The sequence below is a fragment of the Sinomonas atrocyanea genome, assembly GCF_001577305.1.
In the GTDB taxonomy this organism is placed as follows: domain Bacteria; phylum Actinomycetota; class Actinomycetes; order Actinomycetales; family Micrococcaceae; genus Sinomonas; species Sinomonas atrocyanea.
The window spans coordinates 3,351,188-3,367,623 of the sequence record NZ_CP014518.1 but is presented as its reverse complement, the minus strand read 5'-3'; the positions used below and the strand labels follow the sequence as shown (position 1 = coordinate 3,367,623).

At 72.7% G+C, this 16,436-nt stretch carries 18 protein-coding genes and 1 tRNA gene; 10 read left to right on the top strand and 9 right to left on the bottom strand.

Annotated features, from left to right (window positions below):
• Window positions 1-147: 147 nt before the first annotated feature.
• The 3 genes from SA2016_RS15500 (at window position 148) to SA2016_RS15490 (ending at window position 3,027) form a co-directional block, all read left to right on the top strand.
• The gene (locus SA2016_RS15500) at window positions 148-645 is read left to right on the top strand and encodes a nucleoside deaminase (protein ID WP_066499758.1); all 498 of its coding nucleotides are present in this window, start codon (window positions 148-150) and stop codon (window positions 643-645) included.
• Window positions 646-817: 172 nt separating this feature from the next.
• The gene (locus tag SA2016_RS15495) at window positions 818-2,425 is read left to right on the top strand and encodes a nucleobase:cation symporter-2 family protein (protein ID WP_066499756.1); all 1,608 of its coding nucleotides are present in this window, start codon (window positions 818-820) and stop codon (window positions 2,423-2,425) included.
• Entirely contained in the window at window positions 2,422-3,027 is a 606-nt protein-coding gene (locus SA2016_RS15490; RefSeq protein ID WP_066499753.1) for a nucleotidyltransferase family protein, read from the top strand. The genes SA2016_RS15495 and SA2016_RS15490 overlap by 4 nt, the downstream gene beginning before the upstream one ends.
• Window positions 3,028-3,119: 92 nt before the next feature.
• Here the strand turns inward: SA2016_RS15490 and SA2016_RS15485 are convergent, their stop codons facing one another.
• Window positions 3,120-3,605, bottom strand: coding sequence for a YajQ family cyclic di-GMP-binding protein (locus SA2016_RS15485; protein ID WP_066499751.1), 486 nt, complete (start codon window positions 3,603-3,605; stop codon window positions 3,120-3,122).
• 185 nt (window positions 3,606-3,790) lie between these two features.
• Between SA2016_RS15485 and SA2016_RS22325 the strand changes: the two genes are divergently transcribed.
• Both SA2016_RS22325 and SA2016_RS15475 read left to right on the top strand, forming a co-directional pair.
• Window positions 3,791-4,126, top strand: a complete 336-nt coding sequence (locus SA2016_RS22325) for a hypothetical protein (RefSeq protein ID WP_229710981.1) — start codon at window positions 3,791-3,793, stop codon at window positions 4,124-4,126.
• Window positions 4,127-4,230: 104 nt separating this feature from the next.
• Window positions 4,231-4,312, top strand: a tRNA-Tyr gene (locus SA2016_RS15475).
• Window positions 4,313-4,382: 70 nt separating this feature from the next.
• On the opposite strand, the gene SA2016_RS15470 is transcribed toward SA2016_RS15475, so the two are convergent.
• Complete coding sequence (locus tag SA2016_RS15470) at window positions 4,383-5,414, bottom strand: NAD-dependent epimerase/dehydratase family protein (protein ID WP_066499749.1); 1,032 nt, start codon at window positions 5,412-5,414, stop codon at window positions 4,383-4,385.
• Between the two features lie 37 nt (window positions 5,415-5,451).
• Window positions 5,452-6,522, bottom strand: a complete 1,071-nt coding sequence (locus SA2016_RS15465; RefSeq protein WP_066499747.1) for a glycosyltransferase — start codon at window positions 6,520-6,522, stop codon at window positions 5,452-5,454.
• A gap of 127 nt (window positions 6,523-6,649) precedes the next feature.
• Between SA2016_RS15465 and SA2016_RS15460 the strand changes: the two genes are divergently transcribed.
• From SA2016_RS15460 to trxA, 3 genes are all read left to right on the top strand, one after another.
• Window positions 6,650-7,096 (top strand): MarR family winged helix-turn-helix transcriptional regulator, encoded by a 447-nt coding sequence (locus SA2016_RS15460; protein WP_066499746.1) that lies wholly within the window; start codon window positions 6,650-6,652, stop codon window positions 7,094-7,096.
• Window positions 7,093-8,361, top strand: a complete 1,269-nt coding sequence (locus tag SA2016_RS15455; protein WP_084249578.1) for an MFS transporter — start codon at window positions 7,093-7,095, stop codon at window positions 8,359-8,361. Before SA2016_RS15460 ends, SA2016_RS15455 begins: the two co-directional genes overlap by 4 nt.
• Window positions 8,362-8,483: 122 nt before the next feature.
• Window positions 8,484-8,861 carry a thioredoxin gene (trxA, locus tag SA2016_RS15450; protein WP_066499745.1) on the top strand — a complete coding sequence of 126 codons (378 nt, stop codon included), beginning with the start codon at window positions 8,484-8,486 and terminating at the stop codon, window positions 8,859-8,861.
• Between the two features lie 74 nt (window positions 8,862-8,935).
• Here the strand turns inward: trxA and SA2016_RS15445 are convergent, their stop codons facing one another.
• Entirely contained in the window at window positions 8,936-9,214 is a 279-nt protein-coding gene (locus SA2016_RS15445; protein ID WP_066499743.1) for a putative quinol monooxygenase, read from the bottom strand.
• Window positions 9,215-9,248: 34 nt separating this feature from the next.
• Between SA2016_RS15445 and SA2016_RS15440 the strand changes: the two genes are divergently transcribed.
• Complete coding sequence (locus SA2016_RS15440; RefSeq protein WP_066499740.1) at window positions 9,249-10,958, top strand: AMP-binding protein; 1,710 nt, start codon at window positions 9,249-9,251, stop codon at window positions 10,956-10,958.
• Here SA2016_RS15440 and SA2016_RS15435 read toward each other — a convergent pair.
• The 5 genes from SA2016_RS15435 to SA2016_RS15415 all read right to left on the bottom strand — a co-directional run bounded on the left by SA2016_RS15435 (window position 10,955) and on the right by SA2016_RS15415 (window position 15,890).
• A complete protein-coding gene (locus SA2016_RS15435) occupies window positions 10,955-11,419 on the bottom strand; it encodes a hypothetical protein (protein ID WP_229710888.1) in 465 nt (154 codons plus the stop codon). The two genes, SA2016_RS15440 and SA2016_RS15435, sit on opposite strands and share 4 nt — an antisense overlap.
• Window positions 11,416-12,921, bottom strand: coding sequence for a WXG100 family type VII secretion target (locus SA2016_RS15430; protein ID WP_229710887.1), 1,506 nt, complete (start codon window positions 12,919-12,921; stop codon window positions 11,416-11,418). Before SA2016_RS15430 ends, SA2016_RS15435 begins: the two co-directional genes overlap by 4 nt.
• A gap of 133 nt (window positions 12,922-13,054) precedes the next feature.
• A complete protein-coding gene (locus SA2016_RS21525) occupies window positions 13,055-13,621 on the bottom strand; it encodes a PRC-barrel domain-containing protein (RefSeq protein WP_066499738.1) in 567 nt (188 codons plus the stop codon).
• Between the two features lie 30 nt (window positions 13,622-13,651).
• Window positions 13,652-14,845 carry an SLC13 family permease gene (locus tag SA2016_RS15420; protein ID WP_066502673.1) on the bottom strand — a complete coding sequence of 398 codons (1,194 nt, stop codon included), beginning with the start codon at window positions 14,843-14,845 and terminating at the stop codon, window positions 13,652-13,654.
• A gap of 22 nt (window positions 14,846-14,867) precedes the next feature.
• Complete coding sequence (locus tag SA2016_RS15415; RefSeq protein ID WP_066499737.1) at window positions 14,868-15,890, bottom strand: DNA-3-methyladenine glycosylase family protein; 1,023 nt, start codon at window positions 15,888-15,890, stop codon at window positions 14,868-14,870.
• A gap of 128 nt (window positions 15,891-16,018) precedes the next feature.
• Here SA2016_RS15415 and SA2016_RS15410 point away from each other — a divergent pair, with 128 nt between their 5' ends.
• Entirely contained in the window at window positions 16,019-16,417 is a 399-nt protein-coding gene (locus tag SA2016_RS15410) for a VOC family protein (RefSeq protein ID WP_066499736.1), read from the top strand.
• The last annotated feature ends 19 nt before the right edge of the window (window positions 16,418-16,436 follow it).

Here is a 16,436-nt window from a genome sequence, read left to right as displayed (position 1 = left end):
GGTCCGCTGCCCTACGGTGGTCTCAGCCAATGGCGGGCCCCGGTTGCAGGGGCTATCTACCGGGCATGATCTGACAGCCGGGTGGACCCGCCGATGGACATGAACCGTTCCCTTGGGTCCTCCCATGACGCATAGGACGTGAGCATCATGTCGACCACTCCCCAAGGCACCCTCCGCACGCAGGACTTCCTCGAGCGCGCCATCGACCTCGCTGCCCGGAACGCGGCCGCCGACGGAGGGCCGTTCGGCGCCGTCGTCGTCACGCCGGACGGGCGCGAATTCTTCGCCGTCAACCGCGTGACCGCGGACAACGACCCGACGGCGCACGCCGAGGTCATGGCGATCCGCACCGCATGCAGCGCGCTGGGCACCTTCGACCTCACCGGGTCGGTGCTCTACACCAGCTGCGAGCCGTGCCCGCTGTGCCTGTCCGCGTCGCTGTGGGCGCGGCTCGACGCGGTCTACTTCGCCGCGGACCGCCACGACGCGGCAGCCGGCGGGTTCGACGATGCGGAGTTCTACGAGTTCTTCGCCCGCAGCCCCGAGGAGCGGGACCGGGCCCTGCCGGTGCGCCACATCGCCGTGGAGCGCCGGACCGCACCGTTCGAAGCCTGGGCTGCCAACACCAGCCGCACCGAGTACTGATTCCCCTTCCCCGCATCACCCGGGCCGCCGCCCACCGCGGACGGCGGCTGCCGGAACCCACCAAGATCTGGACACTTCCCGACGAGCGCCCCGCGGGGCCGGCCGGGAACAACAGAGGATCGCCCAACCTTGCGCGCCGGGCACCGCCCGCGCACTGAAGGAGGCTCCTTCCATGTCACCGACCACAACAGACACTGGTACCAAGGCCCAGGCCCGGGCCGGCCGCTGGGGACGTGCAGCACGCACGGGCCACGCCCCGGGCCCCGAGGACGAGAGGCTCCCGCTGGGGCGCACCGGCGCCTACGGCTTCCAGCACGTCCTCACCATGTACGGCGCGATCGTCGCCGTCCCGCTCATCATCGGCCAGGCCGCCGGGCTCTCCGGGGAGAAGACCGCCCTGCTCATCAGCTCCTGCCTGCTCATGGGCGGCATCGCGACCATCGTGCAGAGCGTCGGCGCCCCGTTCATCGGCTCGCGCCTGCCGCTCGTCCAGGGCGTCTCCTTCGCCGGAGTCGCGCCCATGCTCGCGATCCTGGCCGGGGGCCACGATCTCACCGCCATCTTCGGGGCGGTCATCGTCTCCTCGGCGGTGGGCTTCCTGACGGCGGGTGCGTTCTCGCGCATCATCCGCTTCTTCCCGCCGGTCGTCACCGGCACCGTCATCACCGTCATCGGGATCTCGCTGCTCCCCGTGGCGATCTCCTGGGCCGCCGGGCACGGCACCGACGGGGCCGCCGACCTGCGCAGCCTCGCCCTCGCAGGCACCACGCTGCTCATCGTGCTCCTGCTGTCCAAGGTGGGCGTCGGGATGATCTCGCGCCTGTCGATCCTGCTGTCCTTCATCCTCGGCACCGGCGTGGCCGCCGCGCTGGGCATGGTGGACTTCTCGGGCGTGGGCCGCGACGCCCCGATCACCTTCCCCACCCCCCTGGCCTTCGGGCCGCCGACCTTCGAGGTGGCCTCCATCATCTCGATGCTCATCGTGGTCCTCGTGACCATGACCGAGACGACGGCGGACATCCTCGCCGTCGGCGAGATCGTCGGCGCGAAGGTCGACGCCCGCCGCGTCGCCAACGGCCTGCGCGCGGACATGTTCTCCTCCGCCTGCGCCCCGCTGCTGAACTCGTTCACGCAGACGGCCTTCGCGGCCAACGTGGGCCTCGTCGCCGTGACCGGCATCCGCAGCCGCTTCGTGGTCGCCGCGGCCGGGATCATCATGGCCGTGCTGGGCATGTTCCCCGCCATCGGCCAGGTGGTCGCGGCCATCCCGGCCCCGGTCCTCGGCGGAGCCTCGATCGTGCTCTTCGGCACCGTGGCCTCCTCGGGGGTGCGCACCCTGGCCAAGGTGGACTACCGGAACTCGATGAACCTGGTCGTGGTGGCCGTCGCGTTCGCCTTCGGCCTGATCCCGGTGGCCGCGCCCCACTTCTACCGGGACTTCCCGGCCTGGGCCCAGACGATCCTGGGATCCGGGATCAGCGCCGCCGCGATCGTCGCGATCATCCTCAACCTCCTCTTCAACGAACTGCGGGCGGGCAACTCCCGCAACCAGTCCGTCCTCGCGGCGGCGCCGGTGCGGATCGTGCGGGCGGACGCGCTGACCCATCTGCGCGAAGGGGACCAGCTCCGCAACGGAGCCATCGTGGACTGCGACGGCACCGAGGTGGCGGTGGTCCCGGAGCACTGCTTCGACGACGTGCACCGGATGATCGGGGCCGGTGAGATCACCGACACTGGAGGGGTGCACAGGATCCTGCAGGAACGGCAAGCGCCCCGGTGAGCAGCCCCTGCGTCGTCGTGCTCGCGGCCGGCCTCGGGAGGCGGCTGGGCCGCGGCCCCAAGGCCCTGCTGCGGCTCGAGGGGGAGACGCTGGCGGCCCGGGCCGTCCGGGCCGCCGCCGCGGCGGGCGGCCGCCCCCTCCTGGTCCTCGGGCCGCGGGCGGCCGAGATCGCGGCGTCGGTGCAGCAGCCCGACCGCGGCGGGGAGCTCGTGACCGTGCAGGTGAGCGGATGGGAGGAGGGGATGTCCCGCGCCTGGCGGGCAGGAGTCGAGCGCGCGCTGGAGCTGGAACCCGGGCTTCCGGTGGCGGTCGTGCTGGTCGACCAGCCCGGCGTCAGGCCTGAGGTCCTTTCCCGGCTGCTCCAAGCCCACCGCCCCGGGCGGATCACGAGGGCCGCGTACCGGGGGCGTCCGGGCCACCCCGTGGTCCTCGACCCCTCCCACGCCGCGGCGGCCGCACGCCGGGCGCAGGGGGACACCGGAGCCCGGGAGTACCTCCGGGACCACCTCGACGCGATCGACACGGTCGAGTGCGCCGACCTCGGCAGCGACGACGACATCGACGTCCCCGCCGACTTGGCCCGCTGGCCCGGCCTGGGCTGAGAAGGCGGCGAGCACGACGCCGGCCGCCCACCCCGCGCGGGGTGGGCGGCCGGCGTCGTGCTCCACGCTGTGGCGTGGACGGCCCGCGGGGCCTAGCGGAAGTTCACGAACTGGAGGTCGACGTCCTCGTAGCCCTTGAGCAGGGAGATGGTGGACTGGAGGTCGTCGCGGGACTTCGAGGAGACCCGGAGCTCGTCGCCCTGGATCTGGGCCTTGACGCTCTTGGGCGCCTCATCCCGGATGAGCTTGGAGATCTTCTTCGCGTGCTCCTGCGAGATGCCCTCCTTGATGGAGGCCTCGATGCGGTACTCCTTGCCCGAGGCGAACGGGTCGCCGGCATCGAGCGACTTCAGGGAGATGCCCCGCTTGACGAGCTTGGACTCGAAGACGTCCAGGACGGCCTTGACGCGCTCCTCGGCGTTGGCCTTCATGAGGATCTTCTCGCCGCTGAAGTCGATCTCGGCGCCCACGCCCTTGAAGTCGTAGCGCTGGGCGATCTCCTTCTGCGCCTGGTTGAGGGCGTTGGCGACCTCCTGCTTGTCGACCTTGCTGACAACGTCGAACGTCGAATCTGCCATGGGTAACCTCCGTCTGGACGGGTCTGGATGCTGCCCCCCAGCCTAGCCGCTTGGGCCCCGGCGGGCCCGGGTAATATCCGGGCGGCACCGCGGAATGCCCACAGTTCACTCACAGCCGAACCCCAGTCGGATCGCAAGGGAAACTGCGAGCGTTGGTACCACTGAAGGCTCGCGAGGGAGGATCCATGGCGGAGAACGCGCCACGTTCCGAAGACGGCGTTCCGGCGAAGGCGCCGGACGATGCAGCACCGAAGAAGTCAATCGCCGGCCGGGCGGCCGCAGCAGCCGGGGGAGTGGTCGCCGCCGCGACGCTCGCCGCCGGCATCGCCATGTCTCCGGCCCCCGCGGCCTCCGCACGGCTCGACGCCGTGCATGCGGACCTCGCTCGGGCCGTCGCGCTGAGGCAGATCACCGATGAGCAGGCGGCGTTCTTCGAGGCCCAGGTTGCCCGCGCCATCGCCTCCGAGGAGGCGGCGCAGACGGCCGACGGCGATGGCGCACCCGCCGCCGAGACGGCCTGATTCCCCGGCCCCGCGGCGGATTCGACGCGTGGGCCAATGTTCTGTAAGGTTGTCTTGCTCGCACCGCGGAACACGGCTTGGCTGTGGACCACGGCGTGGCGTTCGGCAGATTACCCGAGCGGCCAAAGGGGGCTGACTGTAAATCAGCTGGCATTGCCTACGGGGGTTCGAATCCCTCATCTGCCACCGAACGAAGGGCCCGGCTTCATCTTCTCGATGAGGCCGGGCCCTTCTGGCGTCTGGCCGGCGAGCGCCGTCAGTTCTCCGCAGCCTGGTCTCCGGGCCGCAGCGCCGCGGAGGCCTGCACGCCGGCCGCCTCCTGCATGCCGCCGAGGACCGCGGTGACGGCCTCCTGCGAGGAGCGCCGCGGCTCCCAGCCGAGCGCGGAGCGGATGCGCGAGGTGTCCATGATCGGCACCTGCACGGCCATGTCGATCCAGCCCGGGTCGGTGCGCTGGATCCGCAGCTTCCACGAGAGCCACACGAGGGCGCGCAGCGCCGCGGCCGGCAGCGGCACCGACTTCTTGGCGCCCAGGACCGGCGGGAAGGTGGTTGGGTCCAGGACGGGCTCGGCGGCCACGTTGAAGGCGCCGCGGGCGTGGGCGGCCAGCACCTTGGCGTAGGCGTCGGCGACGTCCTCGGCGTGGACCGCCTGGAAGACCATCGTGGGCGGCATGGGCAGCACCGGCACCCGCGAGCGCGCGATCTGCTGGGGGATGAAGCGGCCCAGGAAGTAGCGCCCCACCTCGGAGGCCTGCCCCGACTGGAAGATCAGCCCCGGACGCAGCCGTGCGACGGTGATGTCCGGATGGTCCGCCTCGAAGCGGTCGAGCAGCCGCTCCACCGCGGCCTTCTGCCGGCTGTAGTGCGAGGTGTGGAGCCCGCCGGTGGGCCACGACTCGTCGACGCGCTCGTCCTTGGGCCCGGGACTGTACGCCCCCACGGAGGAGGCGTAGACGAGGTGCCTCACCCCGGCCTCGGCCGCGGCCTCGAAGACCTGCCAGCTCCCCTCCACGTTGACCCGGTGGAGATCGTCCTGGTGGTGATTGGGCTGGATGATCCACCCCAGGTGCACCACGGCGTCGCACCCGCCGAAGGCGCTCCGCAGCGCCGGGACCGCATCCGGCGAGCCGATGTCGATCTGGTGCCAGGAGGCGCTGCGGTAGGGCTCGGCCCGGGGATCCGGGGCGCGGCGGGCGACGCCGATCAGCTCGTGGCCGCCCGCGGCCAGCGTCCTCAGCAGCGCGGTGCCGACGTTCCCGGTGGCTCCGACGATGGCGATGCGCATGGTTGCTCCTTCGGCAGTGCGGTCCCTGTCCCTGTGCTCATTCCCGCAGGCCGCGCCGGGCAACCATCTCCAGCACCTCGGCACCCCGGGCGCGCCCGTCGAGCGCACGGGCGCGCTCGCCCATCCGGGCGGCCGCCTCGCGGTGGGGGCCGTCCGCGAGGAGCTGCTCCACTGCCGCGCGGATCTTCGCCGGCCGGGCCGTCCGGGACAGGCGGCGCCCGACGCCGGCCCGCTGGACCGCCGCGCCGACCCACGGCTGGTCGGTGGCCCGGTCCAGCGGCAGGACGAGCAGCGGGACCCCGTGGGCCAGCGCGGCCACCGCCGTGCCGTGGCCGCCGTGGCTGACCACGAGGGAGGCCTCGGGCAGGAGCTCGGCATGCGGGCGCCAGCCGTGCACCTCGACGCCGGCGGGCACCCGCAGCGCACCGGCGGCGAGCCCGGAGCCCAGGGTCGCCACGACCCGGGCGGGGAGGCCGTCCACGGCATCGAGCACCCTCTGCCAGGTCGGGACGAGGGCCGGATACGGGGCGGTGCTCAGGGAGAGGACCACGGTGGGCGCGGCGGGCCGGGCCGGGACGGCGCGGACCATGGGCCCGAGGTGCACCACGTCGCCGTGGCCCCGGTCCAGCTCGGGGATCGTCGGCGCCAGGACCGGCCGGCCGGCGTTGAGCAGGCGCAGGACGCGCAGGCCCCGCACCCGGAGCACGGCGTCGAGGGAGGGGAGCACCCGCCGCAGCACCCCGTCCAGCGTGTGCTCGAGGACCACGTACTCGCGGCCCGCCCGCCGCAGCGCGTCCATGACCCCGAACAGGGCCACGTCCACCACGATCACGTCGGCCGGGTGCGCGGCGAGGTCCGCCAGCACGTCGCGCCGCATCGGCGGATCGGAGGCGATCCGCACCATGTCCAGGGGCGTGGACCCGGAGGGGAACGTCCGGGTCGTGGAGAAGGACGCGAAGCGCACGCCCGGGGCGGCGAAGTCGGCGGCCTGGGCGGCATCGCCGAGCACGCTGACCGCGTGGCCCCGCAGCGCGAGCTCCTCGGCGAGGGCCACAGCCGGGACCTTATTGCCGCCGCCGTCCCACGTCACGAACAGGAATCTGGCCACCGTCCCCCTCCACGGGCCGTGCCGGCCCTTCCGCGCGCCATGCTACGGGGGAGGGCGCCCCTGGGTCGAGCAGATCACGGCGGCGCCCCTTTGACATTAGGGTGCCTAACTATTAGGGTACCTAAGTATGAACGAGGAGCTTGCCCGGCTGGCCGAGGGCTTCAGGGACGCGATCCGCTACGGCACCTACATGGCCCGCCGGCTCGACGAGCTCTCCGAGCTCTCAGCCGCCCAGCTGAGCGTCCTGAACATGGTCGCCGGCGAGGGGCTGCGCATGGGGGCCATCGCCAAGAACCTCGGCGTCCGGGTGCCCACGGCCACCGAGCAGGTGGCCCGGCTCGAGAAGGCCGGCCTCCTCGAGCGGTGCAGCGACCCGCACGACGCGAGGGCCGTCGTCGTGCGCCGGACCCCCGAGGGCGACGCGACCGCGCAGTGCGCCAACGCGCGCCGCACCGAGCGGATGGCCGCCGCCCTCGCAACGCTCGACGACGACGAGCGCGCGGCCCTCGCGGCCGCGCTGCCCGTGATGGACAAGATCAACCAGTACGTGATGAACCAGGAGCCGCCCGCATGACCGCCGACACCGGCGTCCAGCCCGAATCCCACCGCGAATCCGCCCCCGCGCCCCAGCACGGCCCGGCTCCGCACGAGACGCTCGAGGCCGAGAAGGCCTCGTTCTTCCGCCAGCCCAAGGCCGTCTGGGCCACGGCCGCCGCGTCCGTCTTCGCCTTCATGGGCATCGGCCTCGTGGACCCGATCCTTCCCGCGATCGCCCAGAATCTCGACGCGAGCCCGAGCCAGGTCTCGCTGCTGTTCACGAGCTACTTCCTCGTCACGGCCGTGATGATGCTCGTCACCGGCTGGGTCTCCTCCCGGATCGGCGGGAAGAAGACCCTGCTGATCGGCCTCGCGCTCATCGTGACGTTCGCGAGCCTGTCCGGCACGAGCCAGAGCGTCGCCGAGCTCATCGGCTGGCGCGCCGGCTGGGGCCTCGGCAACTCCCTGTTCGTCGCGACCGCGCTCGCCGTGATCGTCGGCGTCGCCTCCGGCGGGACGTCCACGGCGATCATCCTCTATGAGGCCGCCCTCGGCCTCGGCCTCTCGCTCGGCCCGCTCGCCGGGGCGCTCCTGGGCGGGTGGCAGTGGCGCATGCCGTTCTTCGGCACCGCGACGCTCATGGCCATTGCGTTCATCGCGATCCTTGCGACCCTCCCGAAGACCCAGCCGTCGGCGAAGAAGACCCGGTTCCGCGATCCCCTCCAGGCCCTCGGCCACGCCGGCCTGCGCTCGGTGGCCGGCAGCGCGTTCTTCTACAACTTCGGCTTCTACACCGTGCTCGCCTTCGTGCCGTTCATCCTCGGCATGGGCGCCTACGGGATCGGCGCGGTGTTCTTCGGCTGGGGCGTGGCCCTCGCGCTCTTCTCGGTCTTCGTGGCCCCGCAGCTGCAGGCCCGCTTCGGGGACGTGAAGGTCCTGGCCGGCACGCTCGCCGGGCTGGCTGTGGTCCTGGTGGGCATGGCCCTCTCGGCGGCCGCCCACGCGGTCCCCGCAGTCGTGGTCCTGACGATCGTCGCCGGGGCGCTGCTGGGCATCAACAACACCGTCTACACCGAGCTCGCGATGGGCGTCTCCGACGCGCCGCGGCCCGTGGCGAGCGCCGGCTACAACTTTGTCCGCTGGATGGGCGGCGCCCTCGCCCCCTTCATCGCCACGTGGCTCGGCGAGACCTACGGGGCCCCCGTGCCGTTCTACGCCTCCGCCGCCGCCCTCGTCATCTCGATCGGCATCGCCCTGGGCGGCCGGAAGTACATCCAGGCGCACGAGCCCGCGGCTGTTTGAGTCCCGGCCCACGGGGAAGGAGGCCGGGAGCCCGTACCCCGGGAATGAAACCCCCCTGGGTATCGTTGAGACTTTCAGACCGACCCCGCAGGGTCACCCGCACAGAGAGCAAGGAGCGCGGCATGGCAACGAAGAACGTCACCGGCGAGGACTTCGCCGAGGTCATCGAGAAGAACGACATCGTCCTGGTGGACTTCTGGGCGTCGTGGTGCGGCCCGTGCCGCCAGTTCGCCCCGACCTACGAGGCCGCCTCGGAGAAGCACCCGGACGTGGTGTTCGCCAAGGTGGACACTGAGGCCGAGCAGATGCTCGCCGCCCAGGCGAACATCACCTCGATCCCGACCCTCATGGCGTTCCGCGAGAAGGTCCTCGTCTTCTCGCAGCCCGGCGCCCTGCCCGCCTCCGCGCTCGAGCAGGTCATCACCGCGGTGAAGGACCTCGACATGGAGGACGTCCACAAGAAGGTCGCCGAGGCGCAGGCCCAGGGCCCGCAGAACTGACGCACCGCGCCCCCTGCGCGCGAACGGCGCCGCTCCCAGCAGCTGGGGGCGGCGCCGTTGCTGCGTCCGGGCTCCTACAGGCGCTCGATGGTGATCGGCTCGGCCAGCAGGGCGCTGAGCGACTCGTTGAGGTCCTGCACGGCCACACCCTTCGAGTGCCTCTCGAGGTCCTCCTCGGAGGCCCAGAGCTCGGAGAGCACGAGCCGGTCCTCCGACTCGTCGGTGATCTCGTACTGGAGGCAGCCGGGCTCGCGCTGGACCTCCTCGATCGCGATGTCGAGGGCGAGCTTGACGCGGAAGAACTCGCCCTCGTTGGGGATGAAGGTCGCCTTCAGGCGCACGGGATCAGTCATGGTCGCCAGCCTACCGAGTTGGTAGCTTTCATCCATGCAGAGCTCCTACACGGCAGGCGAGACGACGATGTCCCTGCTCGAAGAGACCATCGGCGCCAACTTCGCCCGCGCGGTCGGGCAGCACGCTGACCGGGAGGCCCTCGTGGAGGCGGCGGGAGACGGCCGCGCCGACGCCGCCCGCCGCTGGACCTACGCGGAGCTCGCGCACGACGTCGATGCCGCCGCCCGCGGGCTCCTCGCCGCGGGCGTCGCGAAGGGCGACCGTGTGGGCATCTGGAGCCCGAACTGCGCCGAGTGGACGGTGATCCAGTACGCGACCGCGGCCATCGGCGCCATCCTCGTCAACGTCAACCCGGCCTACCGCGCCCACGAGCTGCAGTTCGTGGTCCGGCAGAACGGCATGCGCATGCTCGTCGTCGCGCCCAGCGACCGCACGAGCGAGTACGTCGCCATGGCCCGCACCGCGCTCGCCGAATGCCCCGACCTGCGCGAGCTCGTGTTCCTGCCGGCGCCCCCCGCCCCGGGCGAGGCCGTGTTCGAGCCCGGCGTGCCGGCGTCGGGCGAGGAGACCACCTGGGAGGCCCTCGTGGCCCGCGCGGGCGAGGTGCCGGCGTCGGCCGTCGAGGAGCGGGCGGCGATGCTCTCCGCGGAGGACCCGATCAACATCCAGTACACGTCCGGCACCACGGGGTTCCCCAAGGGCGCCACGCTCACGCACCGGAACATCCTCAACAACGGGTTCGCGATCGGCGAGCTGCTCGGCTACACGCCCGAGGACCGGGTGGTCATCCCGGTGCCGTTCTACCACTGCTTCGGCATGGTCATCGGCAACCTCGCGGCGTACTCGCACGGCTGTGCCACGATCCTGCCCGGCCGCGGCTTCAAGCCCGACGCCGCCCTGCGGGCCGTCCAGGACTTCGGCGGCACCTCCCTCTACGGCGTCCCGACCATGTTCATCGCCGAGCTCGCGCTGCCCGACTTCGGCTCCTACCGGCTCGGCACGCTCCGCACCGGGGTCATGGCCGGCTCGACGTGCCCGGTCGAGGTCATGGAGCGGGTCATCTCCGACATGCACATGGAGGGGGTGGCCATCTGCTACGGCATGACCGAGACCTCCCCGGTCTCCACCATGACCCGTGCGGGGGACTCCCTCGCCCAGCGCACGGGCACCGTCGGACGGACCATGCCCAACCTCGAGAGCAAGGTGGTGGACCCGGCGACCGGCGAGACCGTGGAACGCGGGGCCATCGGCGAGCTGTGCACCCGCGGCTACGCCGTGATGGCCGGCTACTGGGACCAGCCCGACAAGACGGCCGAGGCCATCGACGCGGACGGCTGGATGCACACGGGCGACCTCGCCCGGATGGACGAGGACGGCTACGTGATGATCGAGGGGCGGATCAAGGACATGGTGATCCGCGGGGGCGAGAACGTCTACCCGCGCGAGATCGAGGAGTTCCTCTACCGGCACCCGGACATCCAGGACGTCCAGGTCATCGGGGTTCCCGACCCGACCTACGGCGAGGAGCTCATGGCGTGCATCATCCTCCGGCCCGGCGCGCAGCCGCTCACCGCCGAGGACATCGCGGAGTACTGCAAGGGCGAGTTGGCGCACTACAAGGTGCCGCGCTACGTGGACATCCGCGACTCGTTCCCCATGACCGTCTCCGGGAAGGTCCGCAAGGTCCAGATGCGCGAAGAGGCGGTCGCGCGGCTGGGGCTCGGGGAGGCCTCGCCGGCCTAGGGCCGTGCCGTGAGGTCGAACCAGACCTCTCCCTCGCAGATTGCGGTCACCCGGACGGTGTAGCCGGCGTACTCGGCCGTCTCGCCGACGGTCAGCCCGGGGAACTCCTTCGGACCGCCCAAGGCGGGATCGTCGGCGATGAGCGAGAGGTCCACCGTGGCGGGGTCCGCCGCCGGCCTGGCCGAGACGAGGCGGACCCGGGGCGTCGCGTCGGCGCCCCGGGGCGAGACCGGCAGCAGCGGATACGAGCCGTTGACGGACGGGACCAGCTTGTAGGCGCCGGTGTGCTGGCATGCGGCCACGGTGGTTCCTTTCGCGGAGGACTGCGGGGGCGGGGACGCGGGCGCGGCCGACCCGCACCCGGCGAGGACGGCGACGGCGAGGGCCGCGGCGGCTGCGCCCGCGAGGAGGGACGGGCCGGTGGGCCGCCCGGACGCGGCGTTCCGGGTGCGCGCCCTCATCGGCTCACCACCGTCGCGTTCTGGAAGTACGCCGCGTACTGGTCCCTCGTGATGACGAGCTTCGTCTCCGACGGGCCCCAGGGATTCTGGAGCACCACCTTGTCGCCGTCCATGCCGGTGGCGAAGAACTCGTGCCCGGCGATGTAGCCGCTGGGGGCACCGTCCGGCTTGGTGCCGAACGTGGAGACGATGGCGGGGCGGCGGTCGCGCACCGCATCCCAGAGTGTGGCCGGGTCGTGGTCCTGGGCGGTGGAGGACGGCGTGAGGTACTTCAGTACGTCCGGGCCGTAGTTTCCCTCGATCGCCCGGTAGTGCCCCGGTCCGTAGACCGCGTCCCCCGGGCCGTCGCGGCCGTCGTCGTCGGTGTACACCTGGGCGAGCGCCTTCTCGACGTAGGCGTTCCAGTTGCCGCCGGGACCCGGCTTGGCACCCTTCTGGCCGCCCTGGCCGTCATCGGGGAGCGACGCGGAGACCGTGACCCATCGCTCGTGGCCGCCATCGTAGAGCTTGACGGACACCGTGCCGTTGCCGTTGTCTGCCACGTGGTCGCGGGCCCAGTTCGGATCCGCGGTGACGAGTGCTCCCGCGGCGGAATCGACCACGCACGTGCCGTACCCACCTTGGCGGATGTCCTCGGGCCCCTGAGGGTGGGCTGAGACCACCGGCCCTGCAGGGGTCATCCAGCGGTTGCTGGCGTCGCCGCCCTGGCCCCGGGCCTGGTCGCCCATCGCCTGGGCGTCCGGCTGGGCCCAGGGGATGAGGCTTCCGACCCGGGCCACCTGTCCGGGGGAGGCCTTGGCGAGCATGGTGTCCAGAAGGGACTGGCGGTCGAAGGCGCTGGTGCCGTCCCAGTCGAAGAGGCCGCCGTTGCCGCCTGCCACGGTCTGTCCGAGCCTGCGGAGCTCGACGTCCGAGCAGCTGCGCAGGAATTGGTCGAGCTCAGCCGGGCGGAGCGCGGCCAGCGCGGCGCGGAGTGCGGCGATGTCCCCCTCGTTTCCGCCGAAGAAGTCTCCGAGGCCGCCATCGGTGGCCGCATCGTGCAGCCGGCCCTTGAGATCGTCCAGCTGTCTCGTGGTCAGGTCGGCGGCGCCCGGGTCGGGGAAGCGGGGCGTGGAGTGGTCTGCGGTGGGGCCGGCGTCGGAGCTGACCGGATCGGGTGCCGGCGCGCCCGAGGGCGGCCGGGTGCCGCCCTGCCCGCCCTCGCCGTGTCCGCCCTGGCCCGCGCTGCCGAGTTCGCTGCTCGTCGCCTCCTGCGCATCCGCGTTGCGGAGCATGGTCTCCCCGGCGGACTTCACCGCGGTGGCCACCAGGAGCAGCTGGGGCCTCGCGGAGCCGAACCACGCCGCCCCGAACGCCTCGGCGTCCTGACCGGCCCAGATCCCGTCCAGGCGCACGAGACGGTCCACGTCCCGGGACGTCTGCTCGAGGCGTCCCGCGCGTGCAAGCATCGCGCGGGCCGCGCCCCGCAGCGCCTCGACGTCGGCGCCGACCTTTTCCCCCACGTGGATCCCCCCTCACGTGCCTCGCCGCGGCCGTGTCCGGCCGCACCCGCTCTGCCCCCTCACCCTAGCGGGCGCGCCGCGGGCCCACGATGGGGAGGGCTCCCCGGCCTCGGGGCAGCACCGACTGCCGAGGTCATGGCTGGGGCGGCGGTCCCGGTGGGTGCGGCGGTCGCGGGTGGTGCGGTGGCCCCGGCTCGTGCGGGCGGTGCGGAGGTCCCGGCTCGTGCGGGGGCTGCGGGTGCGGGGGCACCCCAGATGATGGTGAAGGCGGAGGCGGCGGCCCGGGTTGTGGGGGAGCAGGGTGCTCTGGCCCGGCGTCCGGGGACCCGACCTCGGCGTCCGAAGAGGTGACCTCGGCGGTGCCGGAGTTGCCAGCGTCAGCAGGGAGTCCGTAGTGCTCCCGGAGCTGGGCCGCCTGGTCCCTGCTGAGGCCGCCGCGGTCGGAGGCGACGCGCGGCGCGGACCGGACGGCGTCGGCGTCGAACGCGATGCGTACGGCGGAGCCGTCCACACTCGCTCCGTCCAGCGGGACGAACCGCTGGGTGATCCCGAAGAAGCCGGCGCGGACGGACACGAAGGCGGGCCAGGACCCGGAGGTGTCCAGCACGATCTGGTCGATCGAGCCGAGGTCCGTGCCGTCGGAGCCGATCAGCCGGCCGCCGGCCTCGAGCACTCCGTCAAGCTCTGCGCGGGTGACCATGCGCCGATCCTCTCACGCCGCGGGCCCGGGTTACCCGAGGGCCGCGAGCAGGGCCGCCGGGACCACCATCAGCGGGACCAGTACGGCGCCGGCCGCGGCGTACCCCCACCACGAGATGCCCACGCCGAGCCGCCGCAGCTGCTCGTGCCAGATGAGCGTCGCGAGGGACGCCCACGGGGCCACGAGCGGGCCCGCGTTCACCCCGACGAGCAGGGCCACGAGCCGCGCCGGGCCGCCTGCTGCCTGCTCGAAGGCCAGATACGCGGGCAGGTTGTTGACCACGTTGGCGCCCACGGCCCCCGCGGCCGCGACCCGCACGAGGCTGCCGGGGCCATCGCCGGTGCCGAGCACCGCGGCGGCGAGCTCGCGAGCGCCGACGTACTGCAGCGCCTCCATCACGAGGAACAGGCCCGCCGCGAAGACGAGCAGCTGCCAGGGCACGAGCGCCCACCGCAGCACCGTGCGGCGCCGGATGCCGAAGGCGACGAGGAGGACGAGCGCGGCCGCCGTCGCCGGGATCCACACGGGCACCCCGGTCACGAGGGCCGGGAGGAGGAGCGCGAGGACGCCGGCGCCGAGGCCGAGCAGCACGGGGTCCCTCGTGGACGCCTGGGCGCCCTGGGCCTCGTCCGGATCGGACTGGACGCGGCCCAGCCGGACGCTGTTGTAGCGCCCCGCCAGCTCGCGGCGGAACACGAGGGCCACCGCCGCGACCGGCACGGCCGCGCACCACAGCGCGGGCAGCGCCATGCGTGCGGCGAACTCCCCCGGGGAGACGGAGCCGAGCGCGTGCAGGGCGAGGAGGTTGGTGAGGTTGGAGACGGGCAGCAGCAGCGAGCCGGTGTTCGCCAGCCACACTGTGGTGAGCGCGAAGGGCAGCGGCGGCAGGCCGCAGCGCCGCGCGAGGACCACCACGATCGGGGTCAGCAGCACCGCCGTCGTGTCGAGGGAGAGGAACACGGTGGCGGCCAGGGACAGGCCGACCACGAGCAGCCACAGCACCCACACGCGCCCGCGGCCCCAGCGCCGGAAGTAGGAGGCCATCCACTCGAACAGCCCGGCGGCGTTGAGGAGTTCGGTCACCACGGTGATGGAGGCGACGAAGGCGAGAATGGGGCCGACGCGCTCGGTCAGGGCGCCGACCGCGGGCCATGGCAGGATGCCCACGGCCGCAGCGGCGGCGCCGAGGACGAGCAGCAGGGCTCCGACGACGGCCAAGGGCATGGGCACAGTCTAGGGTCGCCCCTCAGTGCCGGCGGTGATCCTGGATCGTGATCCTCGCCCCATAGCGCGGGGCACGCACCCCCGACAGGCCGAGGAGCCGGACGATCCGCTGCCGGTGGCCGCGCCACGGCTCGAGGAGGCGCAGCATGCCGTGGTCATCGGTGCGCTCGCCGGTGAGGGCGTAGCCGACGAAGTGCGCGAGGTGGTAGTCGCCCACCGAGATCGAATCGGGGTCTGCATGCGTGCGCTGGGTGACTTCGGCGGCGGTCCACACGCCGATGCCGGGGATGCTCTGCAGGGCCGCCGAGGCCTCGGCCGCGGTGCGCGCTGCGAGGCGCTCGATCCCCGCGGCGGAGCGCAGTGCCCGCATCACGGTGTCCGAGCGCTGCGGGCCGACGCCGGCCCGGTGCCACTCCCAGGAGGGGATCCCGAGCCAGGCCCGTGCGTCCGGGGCGACCATGAGGCCGGCCGGGGCGAACTGCCCGGCGCCGGGCGCGGGCGTGCCGTAGCGGCGCACGAGGTACCGGTAGGCGCGGCGGGCCTCGAGGGTCGTGACCTTCTGCTCGAGGATGGTGGGCACGAGGGCCTCCACCATCCGTCCCGTGGCGGGCAGCCTGAATCCGGGGTGGCGCCGTCTCGTCTCCCGGACCAGGCGGGGGAGCCCGGCGAGGAAGGCCGCGTCGTCGAACGCGGACCAGTCGTCGTGCAGGCCCAGCATCGCCGGCGCCAAGGCGACGGCCGACGCCGCTCCGTCGCCCCACGCGCGCACCGTCACCGTTCCGGGGCGGCCGGGGGCGCGCTGGTGGGTGGCGAGGAGGGAGACGGGGCCTTCAGGAGTCGCGAAGGCGGCCCAGAGCCCGCCCGGATGGGGCGCGAAGCTGGGGTCGCCGTCCCCGCGCTGGAGGGGGAACCAGGTCGCGGCCAGGGAGTAGTGCTCCGGAGCCTCCCAGGTGCCCTCGGCGTCCGCGCACCGTGGAGCCGAGCCTGCCTCCGGAGGCGCCGCGGCGGGGGCCGCGGTCCGAGGGGGCGGGGGAGCGAGAGTCACCGGAGCATCATGCCACGGGGCGCCGACAGAAGCTGACAGGGGTGTCCTTCTGCCCTAGCGGCTGCACGCGCGCGGGGCGAGAATCCGACTGCCTGAGGGTTCCACGAGCAGGAGAGGACTGCAGCGCCATGGCTGGAGGAGTTGTCCATTTCGAGATCCCCCTCGACGACGTGGAGCGGGGGCGCCGGTTCTTCGCCGAAGCGTTCGGATGGGAGATCAACCCGTTGCCGGAGATGGAGTACACCCTGGTGGGGACCACGCCGCTGGACGAGCAGGGCAGGCCTGCAGAGGCCGGCTCGATCAACGGCGGGATGTTCGCCCGCGGCGCCCAGGCGCCCTCGTCCGCGCCGGTGGTCACCATCGACGTCGAGGACATCGACGCTGCCCTGGCGAAGATCGAGTCCCTTGGCGGCTCCACGGTCCTCCCGCGCATGCCCGTGGGGGAGATGGGCTTCACCGCGTACTTCAAGGACACGGAGGGCAACGTCCTCGGGCTGTGGGAGACCCGCAGGCCGCAGGCCGGGTAGCGGTCCCGTCCCGGCAGGG

What these genes read in the sequence shown, in the direction of transcription:
- SA2016_RS15500 (WP_066499758.1), top strand. Translation starts at nt 148, where the DNA reads ATGTCGACCACTCCCCAAGGCACCCTCCGCACGCAGGACTTCCTCGAG.
- SA2016_RS15410 (WP_066499736.1), top strand. Translation starts at nt 16,019, where the DNA reads ATGGCTGGAGGAGTTGTCCATTTCGAGATCCCCCTCGACGACGTGGAG.
- trxA (WP_066499745.1), top strand. Translation starts at nt 8,484, where the DNA reads ATGGCAACGAAGAACGTCACCGGCGAGGACTTCGCCGAGGTCATCGAG.
- SA2016_RS15495 (WP_066499756.1), top strand. Translation starts at nt 818, where the DNA reads ATGTCACCGACCACAACAGACACTGGTACCAAGGCCCAGGCCCGGGCC.
- SA2016_RS15435 (WP_229710888.1), bottom strand. Translation starts at nt 11,419, where the DNA reads ATGAGGGCGCGCACCCGGAACGCCGCGTCCGGGCGGCCCACCGGCCCG.
- SA2016_RS15470 (WP_066499749.1), bottom strand. Translation starts at nt 5,414, where the DNA reads ATGCGCATCGCCATCGTCGGAGCCACCGGGAACGTCGGCACCGCGCTG.
- SA2016_RS22325 (WP_229710981.1), top strand. Translation starts at nt 3,791, where the DNA reads ATGGCGGAGAACGCGCCACGTTCCGAAGACGGCGTTCCGGCGAAGGCG.
- SA2016_RS15455 (WP_084249578.1), top strand. Translation starts at nt 7,093, where the DNA reads ATGACCGCCGACACCGGCGTCCAGCCCGAATCCCACCGCGAATCCGCC.
- SA2016_RS15420 (WP_066502673.1), bottom strand. Translation starts at nt 14,845, where the DNA reads ATGCCCTTGGCCGTCGTCGGAGCCCTGCTGCTCGTCCTCGGCGCCGCC.
- SA2016_RS15485 (WP_066499751.1), bottom strand. Translation starts at nt 3,605, where the DNA reads ATGGCAGATTCGACGTTCGACGTTGTCAGCAAGGTCGACAAGCAGGAG.
- SA2016_RS21525 (WP_066499738.1), bottom strand. Translation starts at nt 13,621, where the DNA reads ATGGTCACCCGCGCAGAGCTTGACGGAGTGCTCGAGGCCGGCGGCCGG.
- SA2016_RS15440 (WP_066499740.1), top strand. Translation starts at nt 9,249, where the DNA reads ATGCAGAGCTCCTACACGGCAGGCGAGACGACGATGTCCCTGCTCGAA.
- SA2016_RS15445 (WP_066499743.1), bottom strand. Translation starts at nt 9,214, where the DNA reads ATGACTGATCCCGTGCGCCTGAAGGCGACCTTCATCCCCAACGAGGGC.
- SA2016_RS15460 (WP_066499746.1), top strand. Translation starts at nt 6,650, where the DNA reads ATGAACGAGGAGCTTGCCCGGCTGGCCGAGGGCTTCAGGGACGCGATC.